Below are 20,808 nucleotides of genomic sequence, written 5' to 3'. Positions count from 1 at the left end.
CCTACTGCTGGAGGGTGCCGAGGTCGAGGCCCAGATCGCGTCCGCTGAACTTGCCGGCTGCCCGACTGGTGCCGAGCCAGTACACCATGTCCGAAATATCCTCCACATCGAGGAACGGAACAGAGTCATACATCTCCTGCCAGGTCTGATAATGGTTGCCGGTCAGGTCGTTGATGAACTGCACATAGCTGTCGGTCTCACACATCGGTGTCTTGACTTTGGTGGGGCAGACGGTGTTCACCACGATGCCGGTACCTTTGAGCTCCTGCGCGAGCGTCTTGGTCAGGCCGCGCACGCCCCACTTGGCCATGCAGTAGGTAGCGAGCTGCGGGGTGCCGTACATGCCAGATGTAGATGCGATGTTGATGATGCGGCCGAAGCCCTGCTTGCGCATGTAAAGCGCGGCGTATTTGTCGGTGCGCCAAGTGCCGATCAGGTCGACATCGATGACCTTCTGCACCTGGGCGTCGGTGAGCTCCCAGGTGTAGCCGAAATTGATGACGCCGGCGTTGGCCACCACCACGTCGATTCGGCCGAACGTATCCCACGCCTGCGTGAACAGGGCGGACATGTCCTCATCCTTGGTAATGTCGCACTTGATTGCCAGTGCCTTGGCACCGGTGGTTTCGATTTCCTGTACGGTGGCGCGGAATGCGTCGCTTTCGGGGTCCTGCATGTCCGCGAGTACTACGTCGAAGCCGTTCTGCGCGAATTTCAGGGCGTGTGCCTTGCCTTGTCCCATGGCGCCTCCGGTAATCAGCGCGACTTTGCGTTCTGCCATGGCTGTTCCTCCTTGATGTTCTCAGCGGGGCGCGGGTGATCGTCGGCCGGCATAGGCAACCGGCGTGATTAGGGCCGCATTGCCCATGCATTCGGTTGTGCTGTGCTGTGTCGTCGATCGGAATCCGGTCTTCTCTGATCGGACAACGATAGTTGACGGAATGACAACTTAGTGGCTACGTAGTGCAAACGCAAATCTGTGCGCGTTGGTGTCCATATCAGCGTGCATTGCACGCGTCCATTGCGGGTGCCTGTCTCCGGCGTTATCTCAGTAAACGTACACTGACTCCCGCTCAGCGTACGTTTACTGAGATGGGCATGAATAATCCCCGGGCGAACGTACGCTCGGGGATTATTCATGCTGAGGTGTGCCGTGGCTTACAGGCCCGGAATCAGGCCTCCGGGCGGGTCGAGCGTGAGGTACTGCTCCTCCAGATCGATGTCGGGAACCAGTTCCTCCACGAACGGTACGAGCGCGGTCTTCTCGACCACGTCCTCGCCCTTGGAGTTCTGCCCGGTGACCACGGGCTCGGCCAGACGAATCTTCAGCAGGGACTGGGCGGGGGAGTCAATCACATCCACCACGGTGCCCACCACCTGACCGACCGGCAGATTCAGCCCGTTGCCGTCAGCCAGTCGTGCCTCAAGACCGATGAGATCCTTCGGATACCATTCATCCGCCTCGAGCATTTCGTCCGGGTCATCGGCTTCGCCGTAGAGTTCCACGCCGTTCAAGGCCTCGGCCGCAGTACGGTCATCGACGCCCTCGAACTTGATGATCCACCGGTCGCCCGCGGTGCGGGAGCGCTCCACGACGTATTCGGTTTCGCCATCGTCGTCCTGCTCATAGAGAACGGAATCCGGCTCGAATCGCCACTCGGGGTCGTCGGTGAAAATGCGCACGTTGACTTCGCCCTTCAGGCCCTGTGCGCGTCCGATACGAGCGACCCTCAGCAACTCGAGCTGCTGAGGGTCGTCGTGCATGTCGTACTCTGCCATGCTGTGAAATATCCTTATCGCTTATCGGCGGACGTCCATGATGTCGACGCGCACCTTGTGATCGGACAATGCCTGGATCACCGTGCGAATCGCGTTGGCGGTACGGCCACCACGACCGATCACTCGGCCGATGTCTTCCGGGTTCACACGCACACGAAGCAGTTCGCCGCGCGCATTCTCATAGGACTTGACAGAAACATCGTCGGGAAAATCAACGATGTTCTTGATGAGATGTTCCACAGCCTGTGCGAGCATTGCCAGCCTTCCTCGAAATCTCAGGCTTCGGCCGGAGCTTCTTCAGCGGCATCCTCGGCCGGGGCTTCCTCGGCGGCGGCAGCGGCCTCAGCCTCTGCCTTGGCCTTAGCTTCGGCTTCGGACTTGGCGGCCTTCAGCTTCTGGGCCTCGTTCTCGACGGCTTCGACGCGAGCTTCGGCATCCGGGCCGGCTTCAACGGTCTTGAGGGTGCCTTCGGCACCTTCGAGGCCCTTGAACTTCTGCCAGTCGCCGGTGATCTTCAGCAGGTGGGCAACGGGCTCGGACGGCTGAGCGCCGACGCCGAGCCAGTACTGAGCACGGTCAGACTTGATCTGGATGGTCGAGGGCTGGGTGTTCGGGTTGTAGATACCGATCTCTTCGATAACCTTGCCGTCACGCTTCTTGCGGGAATCAACGACCACCACGCGGTAGAAGGCGTAGAACTTCTTGCCCTGTCGCTTCAGACGAATCTTGGTTGCCAAAATGGCTCTCCTTGTAAATACTAGGTTTGTGGTTTCTCAGTGTGCTGTGTGGGGCACGGCTCGCCGGAACCCACGTGTCCTCACGGCACGGGGTGTAGAGGGCGCCACGCGCGCGTGAATAACTGGGTTATTATAGCCCCATGCCCAGGACGTGAGACACGCGTTGGACTATCGCGCTAGCACTCACGCAGCGCGAGCGTCGCGGTGAGCGCCAGATGGTCGGTGTCCGGTATTTCGAATGACTGCACTCCGGACGGATTCAATCCGGGTGTGAACAGGATATGGTCCAATTCGATGCGCGGCCAGGGAATCCATCGGGGGAATGTCAGCGTCGGCCCGGCGGCCTGTGTCAGGCTCGCGTCCTTGAATCCGGATTTGAGCAGCGCGCGGAAGCTGGGGTGGTCGGTGCTGGAGTTGAGGTCGCCCAGAACCACGGCGATATTGTGATCGCCGATGACTGAGGCGCGCGCGATGGCTCCGAGTCCCAGAATGCCCGCCGACCAGTCCGCACAGCCGCGCATCGGCGACTTCGGATGAGCCGAGCAGAAGGTCACCGTGCGCTCGGGCTGTGTGCTTGCGGTATCTGTTTGGTCTGCGACTGTGTCGTTTGCTTGGACGGTTTTACTGGACTGTGCGTTTTCGCCGGCCAGCCTGAGTGTGATGGCCGGTACGTCGGCGGCGGGGATGTCCACCACACTCGGCACGGCCGCGGCCGGTTCATAGCGGGAAAGGATGATGTTGTAGCCGCCGTTGTCCGTGTCTTGGGGATTGCCGGATTGGCGGTAGGGCAGCAGTTCGCCGATGCCTGCTTTGTCCAGTCGGGCGACGAGTGCGTCGGTGACCTCCTGCAGCGCGAGCACGGCGATGCGGCGCTCGCGAACCGCAGTGACAATGGCGTCGGCGTTCGCCCGCCCGTATCGGCAGTTCAGCGTCATGACTGCGAACTGCGGCGGAAGTGTTTCATACGATGTTTCACGCCATGTTTCACGCAGTGTTTCACGCTTTTTGCCGGCGGTGAGGCCGGTACCCCAGTAGCTGATGCGCTGGGAGCTGGTCATCAGGGCCGCGACCATGAGCAAGCACATCGCGCCCCATTCGTGCTGCCATACCGCCACGCCGGCGAGCACAATCAACGGCACCCAGAGAAACGGCGTCAGCGCGATCATGTACGGCAATGGCATGCGCGCTTCAAGCCCTGCGGGCAGTGCGGAGAGGCCGAGCCACAGCCATGCGAGAATGATAACCACAGCGAAAAACGTAGTCGTCATGGACAAACTCCTTAAGCACTGAAATACAGAAGTACAAAAAGCGGCTCTCCCCGGAAGGAGAGCCGCATCGTATTGCTGCCGATGATCGGCGGCTATCAGCGACCGAACAGTCCGCCGAGGCCGCCGCCGAGGTTCGGCGGCAATTCCGCGCCGTCGTTTCCGGCGTTGCCCATCATCTGCTCAAGGCCTGCGGGCAGGGCCGGATTCTGCGGCTTCTTGGCGAACGCCGAGCCGCCGGTGGCACCGGAGGCCTTGCCGGCGAGCTTGTCGCGCAATGCCTTTTCCTCGGCCTCGCGCTTCATCGGATTGCCGGACCTGCCGCCCTTCTTCTTGTTCTTGCCCTTCTTCTTGCCGCCACCCATCGACGGGCCACCGAAGCCGGGAATGCCGCCTCCCATGCCGTTGCGGTTCGACATGCGCTTCATCATCTTCGCGGCCTGCTCGAAACGTTGCAGCAGCGCGTTCACCTGCGAGACGGTCACACCGGAACCGTAGGCGATGCGGGCGCGACGGGAGCCGTTGATGATCGAGGGATTGCGACGCTCTGCCGGAGTCATCGAACGGATGATGGCCTCGGTGCGGTCGATCTCCCTTTCATCGAACTGCTCCAGCTCCTTGCGATGCTGGGCCATACCCGGAATCATGCCGAGCAGCGACTTCATCGAACCGAGCTTGCGCACCTGCTGCAGCTGGTCGAGGAAGTCGTCGAGTCCGAACGAGCCTTCCGAGATCTTGGCGGCGGCCTTGCGGGCCTCCTCCTCGTCGAACTGCTTCTGCGCCTGCTCGATGAGGGTCATGATATCGCCCATATCGAGGATGCGCGATGCCATTCGATCCGGGTGGAAGACCTCGAAGTCCTTCAGACCTTCGCCGGTGGAGGCGAACAGGATCGGCTTGCCGGTCACGCTCGCCACCGAAAGCGCGGCGCCGCCGCGGGCGTCGCCATCCAGCTTGGAGAGCACCACGCCGGTGAAGTCCACGCCCTCGTCGAAGGCCTTGGCGGTCTTGACCGCATCCTGGCCGATCATCGCGTCGATGACGAACAGGATCTCGTTGGGCTGCACGGCGTCGCGGATGTCGCGGGCCTGCTTCATCAGCTCCTCGTCCACGCCAAGACGGCCTGCGGTATCGATGATCACCGTGTCATACAGCTTCTGCTTGGCGAAGGCGATGGAGTCGCGTGCCACCTTCACCGGGTCGCCGGAAGTCTGACCGGGCGCGGCCACCGCCTCGCCGCCATCGGACTGCACGCCCTTCTCTGGCGCATATACCGGTACGCCGGCGCGCTCGCCGACCACCTGCAGCTGCGTCACGGCGTTCGGGCGCTGCAGATCGGCCGCCACCAGCAGCGGCGTGTGGCCGGAGTCCTTCAACCAATAGCCCAGCTTGCCTGCCAGCGTGGTCTTACCGGCACCCTGGAGGCCGGCGAGCATGATGATCGTCGGCGGGTTCTTGGCGAAGTTCAGCGGACGATCCACGCCCTGACCGAGCACATCGGTCAGCTCCTCGTCCACGATCTTCACCACCTGCTGCGCGGGGTTCAGCGCTTCGGACACCTCGGTGCCCAGCGCACGCTCGCGCACCTTGCCGGTGAAGGAGCGCACCACGTCGAGCGCCACATCGGCGTCGAGCAGTGCGCGGCGGATCTCGCGGATCGTACCGTCGATATCCGCTTCGGAAAGCTTGCCTTTGCTCTTCAGATGCTTGAACGCATTCGAGAGTCTGTCAGTTAACGATGAAAAAGCTGCCATAATGGGCAACAGTCTAGCCGCCACGCGGGAAATTGCGGCACTCTCCGCTGCGCGGCCGATTCTGCCGCCTGTCGGCCGGCCGTCCGGCTAGCAACGATTTTGCCAACGTTGTTGCTGGATGCCTGTTATTGCGTCAGTGCCTTCCGGATTATGGCAGAATCGTTGCGATTCTGCCCTGCTGCTACTATGGAATGGCAATTAATCCAGTGGTTTTGGAATGCTTACGCCGTTTGAAAATCCTTGGACACCACCTATACGCAGACTGCCGTGCGCCCTCGCGAATCGAGTCGCGAACGGATTCCCGGAGAATCCCGCCAGCCGACCAGTGAAGTAGCGGGCCAACGCAGACATGCCGTGCAATATGGAAGGCCCACCGATGCCCCAATATAAGACAATAGAACGCAAAGCCCTGATCGTCGGCAACGTCGTCAATCTGATTCAGGTCGCGGCCGGCATGGCCGTGTTCTTCATGACCGGACTCAAGGCGCTGTTCCTTGATTTCTCATTCACCGCGATATCCGTGCTCTCCGGACTGGTGGCGGTGTATCTCTCCTCGCGGACCGTCCGCACCACCGAACGATTCCCCAACGGCATGTTCGCGCTGGAACCCATCTACGCGATCTGCAAGGCCATCTTCACCATGTCGTTGCTGCTGTATTCGCTGATCGACGTGTGCCAGGTGGCTTACGACTACTTCGTATTCGGCGATGGCGAACGCATCGCGACCGGGCCGGTGGTGATCTATGAGATCGCGATGGTGCTCATGTGCTTCGGTCTCTACCTGTACTATCGCCGTGAAAACCGTGCCATCCGCAATGCCAGCACCATGCTCACCGCCGAGTGCAAAAGCACGCTGGTGGACGGCGCGATGTCGTTCGGCATCGGCATGGTGGCGCTGTTCCTGATGGTGCTGCCGACTGGCGGTCCACTTGATTTCCTGCACTACACCGGCGATTTCTTCATCACCGTGGCGCTGGTGGCCCTGACTTTCAAGGAGCCGTTCGGTGTGCTCAAGGATGCGTTTGTGGAGTTGGTGGGCGGCGTGCATGACGATGACGAGACCAACGCGTTCGTGGAGGCCGCGGCGCAGCAGCACCTACCGTCCAACACTGAGTATGAGCAGACGCTGATCTTCAAAACCGGCATGAACTACACGGTGGACGTGTATCTGGCCGGCACCGGCGAAACCATCGACGTGGCCGAGCTCGTGGAACGCAAGCGCTCGCTGGAGGCGGCGCTCAAACAGCGCCTGCACATCGTCGATGTGGACTTTGTGTTCGACTGACGATCTGCGTTATCGTCGACTTATCGTGCCACGCTGGCGCATAATAAGCGCTATTGCACCAGCGTGGCACGGCAATAATGTGTACGCAGTACGCCGGCATGATGCCGGCATGACGCTGACGTTGCCGTCAACGTGAACGGTATTACTTCAGACTCCAAGTGGAACCTTGCGGGCCGTCTTCGATGGCGATGCCGGCCGCGCCAAGCGCGTCGCGGATCGCGTCGGCCTTGGCGAAGTCGCGCGCCTTGCGTGCCTCGGCGCGGGCGGTCAGCTGTTCGCCGATCAGCGCCTCCAGTGCGGAATGCTCGGGAGACTCAGATGCGGCGTCGCCGGCACCTCCTGCGGCGCCAGCGGAAACCCACGGCTCGGCCAGCGGGTCAAGCCCCAAGGTATCCAGCATGGCTCGTACGGCAACAAGAGCCTCACGCACTTCGGCCTTGGCCGTCTCGGAATCCACGCGGTCGGCCAGCTTGGACAGCAGCGTATTGCCGGAACGGATGGCGGTGAAGATTGCGGCGGTCGCGCCGGAGACGTTGATGTCGTCGTTCATCGCGGCTACGAAGTTGGCCGGCAGCTCGTCTGCGGGCACTGCTGTGATTTCCTCGTACGAAGGCTGCTCGCCCAACACCACGCCGGCGCGCTCGATGAAGTTCGATACGCGGTCATATGCGGCTTGCGCCTCGACCAGCGCCTGACCGGACCATTCGAGCATCGAACGGTATTGCACGGAACCCAGGGCATAACGCACCACCCAGGCGGAATGCTCGGCGAGCACGGACGGTACGGACAGTCCGGTGCCAAGGGACTTCGACATCTTCTCGCCCTTGGTGGTCACCCATGCGGAGTGCATCCACCGTGCGGCGGAGGGGTATCCGGCGGCGCGTGTCTGCGCCATTTCGTTCTCGTGATGTGGGAATCGCAGATCCAGGCCGCCGCCGTGGATGTCGAAACCGTCGCCCAGATAGCGATGGGACATGGCGGAGCATTCGATGTGCCAGCCCGGGCGTCCGACGCCGAACGGTGTGGACCAGCGGGCGTCTTCGGGATCGGTGTCCTTCGGGGCCTTCCACAGGGCGAAGTCGCGCGGGTCGCGCTTGTCGGGGGAGGCGTCGGCAGGGTCGACCGGATTGTATTTGTCGGCTCCGGTGGCGTCCACGGACGGGCCCATGCGGTCGGCCACGGCTGCGGCCTCATCCACCTCGGCGGTCTGCTTCTGATGGGTCAGCTCGCCGTAATGCGGCCACGACGCCACGTCGAAGTACACGTTGCCGGTGGGCTTGCCGTTCTCGTCCAGCACCACGTAGCCGTGACCGTTGTCGATGATGCGCTGGATCATGTCGATCATGTCCGACATGTGACCGGTGGCCCGAGGCTCCACGGTGGGCGGCAGCACGCCCAGTGTGTTATATGCCTGGGTGAATTCGCGCTCGTAATAGTATGCACGGGCCCACCAGCGCTGGCCGGCTGCAGCGGCCTTGTCAAGAATCTTGTCGTCGATATCGGTCACATTGCGGACGAACGTGACCTGATAGCCGAGCTTGAGGAACCAGCGGCGGATCACGTCGAACGCCACGGCCGCGCGGATGTGTCCGATATGCGGCGAAGACTGCACGGTCGCGCCGCACACGTAGATGCCCACCTTGCCGGGTTTGAGCGGCACGAAACGACTGACCTGATGAGAGGCGGTGTCGTACAAGCTCAGCGCTTCGGCGGCTTTGGCCACGTGTACGGGCGTCAGGCTGGAAGGCATGACGGAATTGCTGAAATCCTGCGGTTCTTGGCTGTTTCCCATAGCCCTCAAGCGTAGGGAACAAGCCAGACATGAAGCGATGATGCGGTGCGTGTGGGGTGAAGCGGTGCGGAGTACGGGGTGCAACGTGCGGGGTGCGGAGTACGGGGTGAACGTTACTGGGTGTGCGGAGTGAAGCGCGCGGGGAGCGGAGTTAAAGGTAAAACGGGGAGGATGCGTAACGTTTCGCGATAACCCGCGGCAGCCCTCGATGGGCGAGGAGTTGCGCGGCACCCGCCTCGACGTCTCGGTATGCAATTAGCGCCGCGCCACGACTACGTAACATGCACGGTCGTACCTCATGCCACAATAGGTGGCATGGTCACACCACAAGTGCTCATTGTGCAACATGTTCCGTGGGAACGCCCCGGACGTATTCTGTCCAACCTTGAGGATCTTGGTATCCAAGCGGTGACGGTGAACATCGCCAAACAGAAGAAGCCCGACCTTCCCGATTTCAAGGAACTCGCCGGCGTGGTGATTATGGGCGGTCCGATGGGGGCATTGGATTACGACAACTACCCGGGCTTGAAGGCCGAGGCCAAGCTGGCGAAGGCGGCGGTGTCCGTGGGCAAGCCGGTGCTGGGCGTGTGTTTGGGACATCAGATCATCGCCACGGCTCTGGGTGCGCAGTTGCGCAAGGGCGATGCGCCTGAAATCGGCTTCGCCCCGATCAAGCGCATGGAGAAACATGACTATTTCTCCATGTGGGACAAGCAGATGAATGTGCTGCATTGGCATAACGACGTGGTGGGGCTGCCTGAAGGGGCCGATTTGCTTGCGCGCTCGGCAGGCACCAAGGTGCAGGCGTTCCGCGTCGGGTCGGCGCTGGGGCTCCAATTCCACCTTGAGGTATGCGGTTCGTTGCTGGACGAATGGCTTGAGGAGCCGAGCATGGTCAAGGATCTGAAGGCCGCCGGCGGCTCGAAAACCCAGCTGCGCGAACAGTTCGCGCAATACGATCCGCTGTTGCTGCCACTGTCCGAACAGGTCTTCTCCGGATTCGCCGCCCGTTGCAACGCCTACGCGCAGACGTTGGGTGCAGCGCAGGCGTAATAAGTGCGCCCAATAGGCGCTAGCTATCCCCATCGTGTAGGGATTTGCCCATGATGTAGGGATTCCCCCATCGTGTAGGGAACAGGAATGGCCATTTTCCGCCATTTGCAGGTAATGATGGGATTCGGGCTCCCTACACGGTGGGAAATTCCCTACATGGTGGGCGGTCGGGAGGTGGTGGGAAGCGCGGTGATGGCGTCGGTGCCGTCAACGCCAACGTCAACGCCGCGCCACCGCCACCGCTACCGCCAGCGCCAACGCCGCCGCAACTGTGTGCCTGCGGCTGGGTAAGCATGACGCTACATTGGTGAATCATGCCGACTTACGATATTGGATTGGAACACGTTTCGCTCGCCTTCGCCACCAAAACCATCTTCACCGATGTGACGCAGGGCGTGTTCGAGGGCGATCGCATCGGCATCGTAGGCCGCAATGGCGATGGCAAATCCACGCTGCTGCATCTGTTCCGCGGCACGCAGGAGCCGGATTCCGGCCGCGTGACCAAGCGCGGCGGTCTGACGTTCGGCATGCTCGACCAGCGTGACCCTCTTGATGACGACGCCACCATCCGCGAAGCGGCGCTTGAGGGCCGCGCGGATTACGAATGGGCGTCCGACAACACCTCCCGCGAAATCGTCGAGGCGCTGCTCGGCGGCATGAGCCTGGACGCGAAGATCGGTTCGCTCTCCGGCGGCCAGCGCCGCCGCGCCGATCTCGCGCGCCTGCTGCTCAAGGATTGGGACATCCTTGCGCTCGACGAGCCCACCAACCATCTGGACGTGGTCACCATCCATTGGCTGGCCGAGCATCTGAAGAACCGTTGGTCGCGCGGTCAGGGCGCGCTGCTGCTCGTCACCCATGACCGCTGGTTCTTGGACGAGGTCTGCGAATCGATGTGGGAGGTTCACGATGGCGTGATCGAGCCGTTCGAAGGCGGCTACTCCGCATACATGCTGCAGCGCGTCGAGCGTGACCGTCAGGCCGACGTGCGCGAGACTAAGCGGCGCAATCTGGCCCGCAAGGAGCTCGCGTGGCTGTCCCGTGGCGCCCGTGCCCGCTCCACCAAGCAGAAGTTCCATGTCAAGGCCGCTCGCGAGCTTATCGCCGACGTGCCGCCGATGCGCAATACCTTGGAATTGAAGCAGATGGCCACCTCCCGGCTCGGCAAGCAGGTGGTGGATCTCATCGATGTGACCCAGATCTTCGAACATGTGCAGGGGCAGGTTTCGGCAGCCGATGCGATCGATCCGGATGCTATGGCGCTCGCTGACTCCGCCTCCCGGGTGGACGTGGTCAATGCCATGTACGCTGAGCCTCAGCTACACGGTTCGGTCGAAGTGGCGGTCACCGATATGACCGATCCTCGTCTGGTGGACGCCGGTGTGCCTGAGGCTGTGGCCGCCGCTGAGGAAGCGCGCCGGAAGGCCGAAACCGAAGGCGCAGGCAATCCGCAGCTGTCCGATGATCGCGAGGTCCGTCGTATGAACACCGGCGGCGAAACCATCGGCGTGGACGACCAGACGGCTGCCGATGCGGAAGGTTCCACGTCCGCAGCCCGCAAGGTCACCGTGTCCGGCCGTGAGATTCTCGACGATGTGACCTGGCTGATTGGTCCGGGCGACCGTTTCGGCATCGTCGGCGCCAACGGTGCTGGCAAATCCACGCTGCTGAAGCTCATCGACGGTACGCTCACCCCGACCGCGGGCCATGTGAACATCGGCAAGACCGTGAAGTTCGCCGTACTCTCGCAGCGACTTGACGAGCTGGAGAAGCTCGGCAAATACAAGATCAAGGAAGTGCTGTCCCGCTATAAGCCGAGCTACATCGTGGACGGCAAGGAAGTCACGCCGGGGCAGCTGATGGAGCGTCTGGGCTTCGAGTCCGCCCAGCTGATGACGCCTATCGCCGACCTGTCCGGCGGTCAGAAGCGCCGCATGCAGCTGCTGCTGATCCTCCTCGACGAGCCGAATGTGCTCATCATGGACGAGCCCGGCAACGACTTGGACACCGATATGCTCGCGGTGATGGAGGACCTGCTCGACACCTGGCCGGGCACGTTGATCGTCGTCTCCCACGACCGGTACCTGCTTGAGCGTGTCACCGATCAGCAGTTCGCGCTGATCGGCGGCAAGGTGCGTCATCTGCCTGGTGGCGTGCAGGATTACCTCGACATGGTCGAGGACATCAAGAACGGCAAGGGATTGCCTGCGGACAATCCCGGATTCGCCGGAACGGGTGGCAGTTCGTCCAAGCGGGGAGCCAAAGGTGCCGCCGCCTCCGCTCAGGGAGGCTCGGGTTCCGGCATCCAGACTTCGAACGACGGCAAGGCCGACGGCGACGCCGGGGAATCCGCCGCTGAGGCGAAGCTTACCGGTAAGGCGTTCCATGAGGCGTCGAAGCGCGTGAAGGCCATCGAACGCAAGCTGGCGAAGCTGGAGGGCCAGAAGGCCGATCTCGAGCAGCAGATGGCCGCCCACGACCCGGCCGACTATGAAGGCCTCAACAAGCTCAACGGGCAGCTGACCGCCATCAACGCCGAGTCCGATGATCTCACCGCCGAGTGGATGGAGCTGTCGGAGCAACTTGAGTAGTGGCAGTTGGAGTAGTGGCAGTTGGAGTAGCGGAAGCAACTGCAACGCTCACTGGGCCTCGCCGTAAGTTCGTTGATTAATTCACTACCCCTCAGTCCCGCTTCGCAGGCCAGCTCCCCTGACAAGGGGAGCCTCCAATTTCTTCAACGAATTAATGACGCGGGATACTAGGCCTCGGTACGTTTGCTGCCGGGGCCACCGCGTGGTGGATGGCCTCATGCACGCTGACTATGCGCACTCCCATGGATTGATCAATTCCACGCCGGTGCCTTCGAAGTCCTTGATGTTGCGCGTAGCCACGGCGGCTCCCCAGGAACAGGCAGTCGCCGCGATCATGGCGTCTTGAATACTAGTAGGTTTGCCCCTGTGCTCGCGTTCGACAAGGATACGGGCATAATCTGAGGCTGCCTCGGTATCAAATGCAAACGTCCTGTCCTCTAATGTCATAAGCGCCAGCTTGACGGTTGCATCTGTGTATTTCTGTCGTTTACCTTCAGGCATACGGCGTATTCCGGCCAGCAACTCGGCAACGGTGATAGTGGTGGTCGCCAAGTTGCTGGCATCTTGGTTCCTCAGCCAATTGGCAACGTGCTCGTCTGGTTGCTTCTTGACAATTTCACTGATGACGTTGGTGTCCAGAATGATCACGGATTATTCCTCTTCAAAAGATACTGGTGGTCGGGAATCAGCGGGATCTCGCTTGGGTAGCAGGAGCTCACCTTCGTCGAGTCCTTCAAAATCCATGCTTTTCATGAATTCGCGGATTTCATCATAGAAATTGGTCTTTCGCGTGATTTCACGCGACACCGTGCCGGCCAACCATTCTTCGAGAATGGACCGTACCTGAGATTCCATGGAGCGGTTGTTCTTTTCAGCCACTTCCTTGAGCTGTTGAATTTGTTCGTCGGGTATCTTTCGGATAGTCAGTGTTGCCATGTCGCACCTCCTCGTTGCTTTCATAATGCTAGCATGACGTGCTGTCATTATGAAAGCAACGATTGAGGTTGTGTCGGCGGAATGATGTCGCCAAGAACAACGAAGGGGGAATGCACTATAAGTGCATTCCCCCTTCGTTGTTATGTGAGGCAATCAGCGTCCGGTGACTTCGGAGCCGACAACCTTCTCGGCCAGCGCACGCGGGCCGCGGGTCACGGCCACCGCGCCGGAGCGCACCAGCTCGATGACGCCGTAATGCTCCAGCAGGCCGAGCAGCGCGTCGATCTTGCCCTCGGCACCGGTGGCTTCGATGGTCAGCGACTCAGGGTTCACATCCACCACGCGCACGCGGAACAGACGCACGATCTCCAGCACGTCGGAACGGTTGGACTCGTCGGCGGCCACCTTGATGAGCACCAACTCGCGTTCCACGGTGGAATTCGGGTCAAGCTCCACGATCTTGAGCACATGCAGCAGCTTGTTGAGCTGCTTGATGATCTGCTCCAGCGGCACCGCCTCCACGTCGGCAGTCACGGTGACGCGGGAAATGTCGGGACGCTCGGTGGGGGAGACGGACAGCGAGTTGATGTTGAACGCACGGCGCGCGAACAGGCCTGCGATACGGGCCAGCACGCCAGGACGGTTCTCCACCAGCACGGACAGCGTATGACGCTCGGAACCGGGCTGCGATGCAGGATACATAGCCATCGTCAATCTTCTCCCCTCAGTGCTCGTTCACCGCGGAATCAATGGAATCAGCGGACCCAGCAGAATCAGCGGAATCCACCGCTCCTGTTCCCGGGGCCGGCGTGCCGCCGATCAGCGGCTTGATGCCGGGCTTATACGTCACTTCATCATTCGATGCGCCAGCGGCGACCATCGGCCAGACCATCGCATCCTTCCAGACGCGGAAGTCGACAAGCACCGGACGGTCGTTAATCTCGTTGGCCTTCTTGATCGCCTCGATGGCCTCTTCTTCAGTGAACGCGCGGATGCCGACGCAACCGTATGCCTCGGCCAGCTTGATGAAGTCCGGCACCTCGAGCGGCGCATTGCCGTCAGCCAGCGCGGTCTCGCCGTCCACGCCGTGCGCCTCGCCGTCCTTGAGGTTGGTCTGCGAATAGTGGTGCTGGTAGAACAGCGTCTGCCACTGACGCACCATGCCGTACACGGAATTGTTGAGGATGGCGATCTTGACCGGGGCATGGTCAAGGAACGCGGCGGCCAGTTCCTCCGAAGTCATCTGGAAGGAGCCATCGCCATCAATCAGCCACACCGGCTTCTTTCCGTCGAATTCGCGCGCGGAACCCACGGAAGCACCGATTGCGGCCGGCAGGCCATAGCCCATCGTGCCGAGGCCGCCGGAAGACAGCCAGGAGTGCGGATTCTTGAAATCGATGAACTGGGATGCCCACATCTGATGCTGTCCCACACCGGTGACCCAGATTGTGGACGGGTCGGCCAGATCGGACAGCTTCTTGATCACCCATTGCGGGGCCAGCGAACCGTCGGTCGGTTCATCCCACGTCATCGGGTACGCGTTGCGCCAGCCGTCGATCGCCTGCCACCACGGAGCCAGATTCGGCTTGCCGACAATGGCCTGCGTACGCTCGATCTCCGGAATCAGATCGTCCAACACCGTGGCCACGTCGCCCACGATCGGCACGTCTGGCTGACGGTTCTTGCCGATCTCGGCCGGGTCGATGTCGATATGGATCACACGGGCGGTGGGCGCGAAAGCGTCCAGCTTGCCGGTCACACGGTCGTCGAAGCGGGCGCCGATGGCCACCAGCAGATCGGCGCGCTGAACGGCGCCGGTGGCGGCGATCGTGCCGTGCATGCCCAGCATGCCCAGGTTCTTCGGGTCGCTGTCCGGAATGATGCCGCGTGCGGGCAGAGTGGTCACCACAGGGGCGCCGGTCAGATCGGCCAGCCGCTTGACCTGGGCGCCGGCGTTGGAGCGGGCGGCGCCACCGCCCACATAGAGCACCGGGCGGTAGGACTTGGAGAACAGTTTCGCGGCGTCGGACAGCACGCGGCCGTGCGCCTTGGTTGTGGGATTGTATCCGGGCAGAATCATGCGCTGCGGCCAGGAGTAGTACATCTCACCGGTCTGCGCGGTCTTGGTCAAGTCCACGACCACGGGGCCGGGGCGGCCGGTGCTGGCGATGTGATACGCCTCGGTGAGCACGCGCGGGATATCCTGAGCGCGGGTCACCAGGAAGGAGTGCTTGGACACCGGGTAGGTGATGCCCACGATATCCGCCTCCTGGAAGGCGTCCGTACCGATGGCCTGTACGCCCACCTGACCGGTGATGACCACCATCGGCACCGAATCCATGTTTGCGTCCGCGATGGCGGTGACCACGTTCGTGGCACCCGGGCCGGACGTCACGATGCACACGCCCACCTTGCCGGTGGCCAGCGCATAGCCTTCGGCGGCATGGCCGGCGGCCTGCTCGTGGCGCATCAGCACGAAGCGGAACTTCGTGTCATCGTTGATCTGATGGTAGACCGGCAGGATAGCGCCGCCGGGGATGCCGAAGACGTCGGTGACGCCCAGGTCCTCCAGCGAGCGCACCAGCGCTTGGGCGCCGGTCATCTTCTCGCCGTCTACGATGGTCTGCTTGTCTACGGCCGCAGTGGTTTTGGGCACACCGCTGAAGGCCTGCAAAGGCGTGGGTAAAGCCATGATTCCTCTCACCTCATCATGTATCGCGCTGCGCCATCCGGCTGCTAGTGTTGCCGGGGCGGCGCGCATACCATTCCGTCCGCTGCTCTGGGCTTGTGGCTCGGCATGCGGCTCGCTGCTCATGTTGTGGTATCAGTCTATTCACAAAGCAGACAGCGCACCTAGTCGGTTTGCTATTTCGTCCGCTTCTTGGGCTTCTTGGCATTCTTGGCCTGCAATGCGGCTTCCAGCGCCTTCCATCCGGCTTCGGCGGCGGCCAGCTGCGCCTTGCGTTTGCTGCTGCCCTTGCCGATGCCGATGATCCGGTCGCTGTCGCCCAGGCTCACGCGCGCGGTGAAGACCTGCGCATATTCCGGGCCGGTGACCTCCATGTGGTAGACCGGCTCGTCCTTGCCCATGTCGTGCGCCTTGACGGTGAGCGACGTCTTCCAATCGAGCGCCGGCCCTTCGGTGGCCACTTCGGCGAGCGTGTCGTCAATTAGGTGATGCACCACCTTGCGCGCTTCGTCGATGCCGTGCTCCAGGAAAGTGGCGCCGATCAGCGATTCCACGATGTCGCACAGGATGGAGCTCTTCTCCGCTCCGCCCTGCTCCGCCTCGCCGTGTCCGAGCAGGATGTACGGGCTCACCTTGAGCTTGGTGCGGGCGATGGCGCTCAGCGCCTCTTCCGAAACGGCCTTGGCTCGCATCTTGGCGAGCTGCCCCTCGGTCATGTCCGGATGGAGGGTGAACAGGGTTTCGGTGGAGATGAGCTCAAGCACCGCGTCGCCGAGGAACTCGAGGCGTTCGTAGTTGAGCGCGCCCGGATGCTCGTGGGAGAAGGAGCGGTGGGTGAGCGCTTGCACCAGCAGATCGGGGCTGATGGTGGTGCCGAGCGCCTGGAGCAGCTCGCTCGCCGGTGTGGCGTCTGTGTTGGTTCGGCTGACGCGCACTGTGCGGTCGGTGCGCTGCTCGTCGTATTGTCCGGCTGATGATTCAGTCATGATGATTGATGATCCTTCGCAATGCGGTGATGATGGATGGCTGATGCAGGTCGGTCGTGGGCTGCCGAGGATTGCCGGGTGACGGCGTCGCCGAAAGGCCACGACTTGCCTGTGCGTTGGTGTGTGCTCGTGTTGATGTGTTCTTCGGGCGTGCTCTTAGGGAAGCGTCTCTTAGGGTAACGTCTCTCCGGGCAACGCCCGATATGCGAAGGCCCCGCCACCCGTCGATGGCAGGGCCTTCATCATGCCGTTGTCGTTACGCTCACTTGGTGTGGGCGGAACGGATGGCGGCGCGGTAGGTGCGGCCGCGGTAGTTACCGCAGCTCGGGCAGGCCATGTGCGGCAGGGCCGGAGCGCCACAGTTCGGGCAGCTCACGGTCTGGGCAGCGGTAGCCTTCCAGTTCGCGCGACGCGAATGCGTGTTGGCGCGAGAGGTCTTGTACTTAGGCAGTGCCATTTGAGTATCCTCTATTTCGTTCGAACAATTGAGCTTAAGCGTCCGTTATCTTAACGCATGGCTCGTACAAACGCGAGACACGCAACTTCTGCGGGCTCCGACATGCCCTCTCGGACGCTCCTGTCACTTGCCTTGTTCGGCTTCAAGCTGCGCTTTGAGCGCCTCCAGACCGGCGAAGCGGATGTCTGCGACGTCGTGATGATGGTCCGGCTCCTCGTTCAGGTCCGCGCCGCACTGGGAGCACAGGCCTTTGCAATCCGGCTTGCACAGCGGCTGCAGCGGCAGCGATTCCACCAGCGTGTCGCGGATCAGCGCCTCGATGTCCGCGAATGCGCCGTTCTCCAGCAGCGGATAGGTGTCTTCGGACTCGTCCTCGCCCGCGATGATCTCCACTTCCTCGCCCTTGCCGCCGCGCACGGTGTCATGCGCCGCGGACTCGTACGGGAAGAACACGGTGACGTCGACCGGCCAATCCTTGTCGATAGGCTTCAGGCACCGCGTGCATTCGCTGACGAACGGCGCCACGAGGCGACCCGTGAAGATTAGTCCGTCCACGATTGAATCGAACTGTCCGCGCACGTGCACCGGCGTGCCTTCCTTGATGCCGACGATGTCGTCGCCGATGCCGCTCGGGGCCGGGAAATCGGCGTCGATTGTTTTGGACTGACCCGCGCGTGATGCGATCTGCGCCACCGGAATCGCCCAGGGGGAATGCTCTACTCGTGCCATAATCTGGTCTTTCTGCCTTGTTTTTTGATGCTATTGATGCTGTGCGCTCGCCATGCGCCGCGCCTTGGTCGCGCGCGGCCCGAGCGCGGGTTACTGTGCCTCAGGATAATCGTTCAGCGTGATGTTCGGCATGTCCTCGGCCGCGGCCTGCTGCCGTTCGTGCAGCACGTTCAGCCCCGCCTGAACGTCGTGGTTGAGCTTGGTGAGCTGCTGGGACAGGCCTTCCATCACCGTGATGCAGTACTGGTCCGCGCCTTGGGTGAGATGGTCGGACTTGTTCTGCGCCTGCTCGAGAATCATGCGGGCCTTCTGTCGCGCCAGCTCCGTCACGTTCTCCTGACCGGCGAGGAACTGCGCCTGCTCGTTGGCGTCTTTGATCATGTCGGCGGCCCGGCTTTGCGCCGATGCCACCACCGCGTTGGCCTGAGATTGCGCGGATTCCAGACGACGCTCGGCCTCGCGCATCAAAGCGGACGCGCGCTCCAGCTGCACCGGCAGCAGTTTCTTCAACTCATCGAGCTGCGCGGTGAATTCATCGCGGTCCACGCGCACCATGCCGGGGGTGAAGATGCTGGTCTTGGCTTCGGCGAGCATGGCGTCCAATTCATCGATCACGTCATACACGGTGGTGAATTCCGCGCGGCTTTTCTCGGTCGCCGGATCGGATTCCGCGTTCTCGCGCAGATCGGGAAGCGCGTCCATGTTGAATCCTCGAGGCCTGCCTCCGTTGGCGTTCGCAGTGCTCGCGGCGTTCGAGGAGTTCGGCTGCGACGCCGGGGCCGCCGGGGTTGCCGTTTCGGGATGGTCGGTGTGCGGCGCGCGCGAATCTGCCGAAGGCATGACCGTCGAGGCTTCCTCGGTGGATGCCAGCACGAAATCGGGGGCGTGGGGAGCGCCATTGTCCGCAGTGTTATTGCCGGATGCCGCAGCGGCTGTACCTGTTGCATCGGTCGCTGCAGCTGCGTGTCCCAGCGCGTTGACCGGCACGGCGGGCGGTTCGCTGGCCGCGCTCGTATTGCCGGCTGCGGCACCGGCGCCAAAGCCCTGATTCGGCTCCGGCTTGGTCAGATCGATGTATCCCGTAGGGTGGTCGTCGCTCATCATCAGTCCTTCTTCTGGCTTTCCTTCGTCAGTGCTTTCTGGCTTTCCTTCGTCAGTGTCTTCCGGCTTTCCTGCGTCAAGGCGTCGGCGAGCAGGGGAACGACGCAATCGGGCACCATGCCGGTCACATCTCCACCATGGCGAGCCACGTCCTTGACAATGGAGCTGGATATATGTTCAAGAATCGGGTCGGCCGGCAGGAACAACGTCTCCACTCCGGCGAGCTTGCGGTTGACCAAGGCCATGCCGAGCTCGGCCTCGTAGTCGCCGTTCTGGCGCAGTCCCTTGACGATGACGGTCGCGCCGACCTTCTTGCAATAGTCGGTGATCAATCCTTCCGTGGAGGATACGACCACGTTCGTGCAGCCGGCCTCAGCCAAGGCGCGCCGGATCACGTCGACTCTGATGGCTTCGGAAAACATCGGTGTTTTCGCGGCGTTGACGGCCACCACCACGTGCACCTCGTCGAAGAACCGCGCCGAGCGCTCGATTACATCCAAGTGGCCGGCGGTTACGGGGTCGAACGAGCCGGGGCATACTGCGATAGTCATGACTTCTAGACTACATCGTCTGACGTATGCGGACACCTCGCGATTACGCGCTACGGGTTTCCGCAGGGAACAAAGGGAATCTATGATGGAAGCCGGTCGAATCTTGCATCGTACAACAGTAAGGAAGTGCATCATGGCTTTTGCCGGTATGTTCGTTGATGACGCCGAACCATTGCGCAATCCCGATCAAAGCGCCGGAACTTCGGTATTGGAGCGCCCGCAGGTCGAGGAATCACCGGTGCGTGACGATGGCGGCGACGCCGATCGATTCGCGCATTACGTCTCCCGCGACCGCATCGCGGAATCCCGCGCCACCGGACGTCCGGTCGTGGCGCTGTGCGGCAAGGTCTGGGTGCCCAAGCATGACCCGTCCAAGTATCCGGTCTGCCCCGATTGCAAGCGCATCTATGACGAGATGATGGGCTGAGGCGTGAAGCGGACAACCCGGTGGGTTGTCCGTAGTCTCGGCCTGAGCTGAGGCGGTAGCCGGGCGAGGGTGTGTTGGGTCTCCGCGTTGCGGAGTCCATTCTTGCGGATTGAGGCGTGAAGCGGACAACCCGGTGGGTTGTCCGTAGTCTCGGCCTGAGCTGAGGCGGTAGCCGAGTGAGGATGATAATTGCCACGGTGAAAGAGTCAATCGTTTGACGCCGATACCGTGGCAATTATTCGTGTCCCTGAATGACGATTTCGTTGTTTTTCACGTATCGGGACAAGCCTACTGTGCGGCGTCGCGCGGTCGTCGGTGATCTCGATGTCCAAAATGGCGGAATTCCGCGGTTTTGCAGATTGTCGCGATTGTCCCGGTAGATAATGTCAATCGTTTGACCGACGTTGTGGGCCAAATCGACTGTCCCGGAACCGGAAAAACCGCCGAATCGCGCTAGCGGGACAGAAAACTGTGTCCCGCTAGCGCAACCATGCGGTTATTTGCGCTAGCGGGACAATTATCTATGGGGCATCGCCGAAATGGAGGGCTCGCGTTCCGGCGTGCGCTCACATTCGTACTTGCGTGCGCGTTCGCACGTTCATGCGTGCATTTCGCGCGCCGCCACGCCCGTCGCACGCCATGTGCGGCGCGCGCTCGCGCTGCTCGACGCCGCGTC

General features: G+C 61.9%; 19 protein-coding genes and 2 pseudogenes. 5 read left to right on the top strand and 16 right to left on the bottom strand.

Annotated features, from left to right (window positions below):
- Position 1 precedes the first annotated feature (1 nt).
- The 6 genes from BREU_RS08895 to ffh form a co-directional block, all read right to left on the bottom strand.
- On the bottom strand, positions 2-781 hold the full coding sequence (locus tag BREU_RS08895; protein ID WP_044089608.1) for an SDR family NAD(P)-dependent oxidoreductase: 780 nt from the start codon (positions 779-781) through the stop codon (positions 2-4).
- A 377-nt stretch (positions 782-1,158) separates the two neighbouring features.
- Complete coding sequence (gene rimM, locus BREU_RS08890; RefSeq protein WP_044089606.1) at positions 1,159-1,779, bottom strand: ribosome maturation factor RimM; 621 nt, start codon at positions 1,777-1,779, stop codon at positions 1,159-1,161.
- A 21-nt stretch (positions 1,780-1,800) separates the two neighbouring features.
- Positions 1,801-2,034, bottom strand: a complete 234-nt coding sequence (locus BREU_RS08885) for an RNA-binding protein (RefSeq protein ID WP_044089605.1) — start codon at positions 2,032-2,034, stop codon at positions 1,801-1,803.
- A 20-nt stretch (positions 2,035-2,054) separates the two neighbouring features.
- On the bottom strand, positions 2,055-2,516 hold the full coding sequence (gene rpsP / locus BREU_RS08880) for a 30S ribosomal protein S16 (protein WP_044089604.1): 462 nt from the start codon (positions 2,514-2,516) through the stop codon (positions 2,055-2,057).
- 176 nt (positions 2,517-2,692) lie between these two features.
- Positions 2,693-3,784 carry an endonuclease/exonuclease/phosphatase family protein gene (locus tag BREU_RS08875; protein ID WP_044089602.1) on the bottom strand — a complete coding sequence of 364 codons (1,092 nt, stop codon included), beginning with the start codon at positions 3,782-3,784 and terminating at the stop codon, positions 2,693-2,695.
- A gap of 95 nt (positions 3,785-3,879) precedes the next feature.
- A complete protein-coding gene (gene ffh / locus BREU_RS08870; protein ID WP_044089601.1) occupies positions 3,880-5,535 on the bottom strand; it encodes a signal recognition particle protein in 1,656 nt (551 codons plus the stop codon).
- Positions 5,536-5,911: 376 nt separating this feature from the next.
- Between ffh and BREU_RS08865 the strand changes: the two genes are divergently transcribed.
- A complete protein-coding gene (locus BREU_RS08865) occupies positions 5,912-6,820 on the top strand; it encodes a cation transporter (protein ID WP_044089600.1) in 909 nt (302 codons plus the stop codon).
- Between the two features lie 142 nt (positions 6,821-6,962).
- Here BREU_RS08865 and cysS read toward each other — a convergent pair whose 3' ends face one another.
- Complete coding sequence (gene cysS / locus BREU_RS08860) at positions 6,963-8,612, bottom strand: cysteine--tRNA ligase (protein ID WP_044089599.1); 1,650 nt, start codon at positions 8,610-8,612, stop codon at positions 6,963-6,965.
- A 315-nt stretch (positions 8,613-8,927) separates the two neighbouring features.
- Between cysS and BREU_RS08855 the strand changes: the two genes are divergently transcribed.
- The 3 genes and pseudogenes from BREU_RS08855 to BREU_RS12685 all read left to right on the top strand — a co-directional run.
- Positions 8,928-9,665 carry a type 1 glutamine amidotransferase gene (locus tag BREU_RS08855; RefSeq protein WP_044089598.1) on the top strand — a complete coding sequence of 246 codons (738 nt, stop codon included), beginning with the start codon at positions 8,928-8,930 and terminating at the stop codon, positions 9,663-9,665.
- Positions 9,666-9,979: 314 nt separating this feature from the next.
- A pseudogene (locus BREU_RS08850) lies at positions 9,980-11,924 on the top strand (ABC-F family ATP-binding cassette domain-containing protein); the annotation flags it as partial.
- 104 nt (positions 11,925-12,028) lie between these two features.
- Positions 12,029-12,256 (top strand): annotated as a pseudogene (locus tag BREU_RS12685) (ABC transporter C-terminal domain-containing protein); the annotation flags it as partial.
- Positions 12,257-12,484: 228 nt separating this feature from the next.
- Here BREU_RS12685 and BREU_RS08845 read toward each other — a convergent pair.
- From BREU_RS08845 to coaD, 9 genes are all read right to left on the bottom strand, one after another.
- Positions 12,485-12,904: a type II toxin-antitoxin system VapC family toxin gene (locus tag BREU_RS08845; protein ID WP_044089595.1), complete on the bottom strand. Its 420-nt coding sequence runs from the start codon at positions 12,902-12,904 to the stop codon at positions 12,485-12,487.
- Between the two features lie 3 nt (positions 12,905-12,907).
- Positions 12,908-13,192 carry a FitA-like ribbon-helix-helix domain-containing protein gene (locus BREU_RS08840; protein WP_044089594.1) on the bottom strand — a complete coding sequence of 95 codons (285 nt, stop codon included), beginning with the start codon at positions 13,190-13,192 and terminating at the stop codon, positions 12,908-12,910.
- Positions 13,193-13,345: 153 nt separating this feature from the next.
- On the bottom strand, positions 13,346-13,900 hold the full coding sequence (ilvN, locus tag BREU_RS08835) for an acetolactate synthase small subunit (RefSeq protein WP_044089593.1): 555 nt from the start codon (positions 13,898-13,900) through the stop codon (positions 13,346-13,348).
- Positions 13,901-13,916: 16 nt separating this feature from the next.
- Positions 13,917-15,884, bottom strand: a complete 1,968-nt coding sequence (locus BREU_RS08830) for an acetolactate synthase large subunit (protein ID WP_044089592.1) — start codon at positions 15,882-15,884, stop codon at positions 13,917-13,919.
- A gap of 173 nt (positions 15,885-16,057) precedes the next feature.
- Entirely contained in the window at positions 16,058-16,867 is an 810-nt protein-coding gene (gene rnc, locus BREU_RS08825; protein ID WP_081886653.1) for a ribonuclease III, read from the bottom strand.
- 262 nt (positions 16,868-17,129) lie between these two features.
- On the bottom strand, positions 17,130-17,324 hold the full coding sequence (rpmF, locus tag BREU_RS08820; RefSeq protein ID WP_044089590.1) for a 50S ribosomal protein L32: 195 nt from the start codon (positions 17,322-17,324) through the stop codon (positions 17,130-17,132).
- 123 nt (positions 17,325-17,447) lie between these two features.
- Positions 17,448-18,053: a YceD family protein gene (locus BREU_RS08815; RefSeq protein WP_044089588.1), complete on the bottom strand. Its 606-nt coding sequence runs from the start codon at positions 18,051-18,053 to the stop codon at positions 17,448-17,450.
- A 90-nt stretch (positions 18,054-18,143) separates the two neighbouring features.
- Positions 18,144-19,160: a DivIVA domain-containing protein gene (locus BREU_RS08810; RefSeq protein ID WP_140463369.1), complete on the bottom strand. Its 1,017-nt coding sequence runs from the start codon at positions 19,158-19,160 to the stop codon at positions 18,144-18,146.
- Positions 19,157-19,705, bottom strand: a complete 549-nt coding sequence (coaD, locus tag BREU_RS08805) for a pantetheine-phosphate adenylyltransferase (RefSeq protein WP_044089586.1) — start codon at positions 19,703-19,705, stop codon at positions 19,157-19,159. Before coaD ends, BREU_RS08810 begins: the two co-directional genes overlap by 4 nt.
- Positions 19,706-19,838: 133 nt before the next feature.
- Between coaD and BREU_RS08800 the strand changes: the two genes are divergently transcribed.
- Entirely contained in the window at positions 19,839-20,132 is a 294-nt protein-coding gene (locus tag BREU_RS08800) for a DUF3039 domain-containing protein (RefSeq protein WP_044089585.1), read from the top strand.
- Positions 20,133-20,808 lie beyond the last annotated feature (676 nt).

The organism is Bifidobacterium reuteri DSM 23975 (assembly GCF_000741695.1).
GTDB lineage: Bacteria > Actinomycetota > Actinomycetes > Actinomycetales > Bifidobacteriaceae > Bifidobacterium > Bifidobacterium reuteri.
This window is presented reverse-complemented; position numbering and strand designations above follow the sequence as displayed.